Source organism: Marinifilum breve, assembly GCF_003202155.1.
In the GTDB taxonomy this organism is placed as follows: Bacteria; Bacteroidota; Bacteroidia; order Bacteroidales; family Marinifilaceae; genus Marinifilum; species Marinifilum breve.
In genome coordinates, this window is the sequence record NZ_QFLI01000211.1 from 1 (window position 1) to 333 (window position 333).

At 44.7% G+C, this 333-nt stretch carries 1 protein-coding gene; it reads left to right on the forward strand.

What is annotated here, in order from left to right:
* A partial coding sequence (locus DF185_RS23740; RefSeq protein ID WP_207784764.1) for a hypothetical protein occupies positions 1 to 333 on the forward strand: 333 nt, incomplete at both ends.

Consider the following 333-nt stretch of genomic DNA (forward strand, 5'->3'; position numbering starts at 1 on the left):
ACAGTATCAACATCAGGAAATTATTCCGTAGTTGTAACCGATGGCAATGGCTGTTCATCGACTGATGATGTGAATGTAACGGTTCATCCAAATCCAACGGTTGATTTGGGAGCAGATCAGGAAACCTGTGCTGGAAATACTATCACCTTAGATGCCGGCAATTCAGGCGCTACATATCTGTGGTCAAATGGATCAACCACTCAAACCATCACAGTATCAACATCAGGAAATTATTCCGTAGTTGTAACTGATGGCAATGGCTGTTCAGCAACGGATGATGTGAATGTCGCGGTTCATCCAAACCCGGTTGTAGACCTTGGAACGGACCAGGAA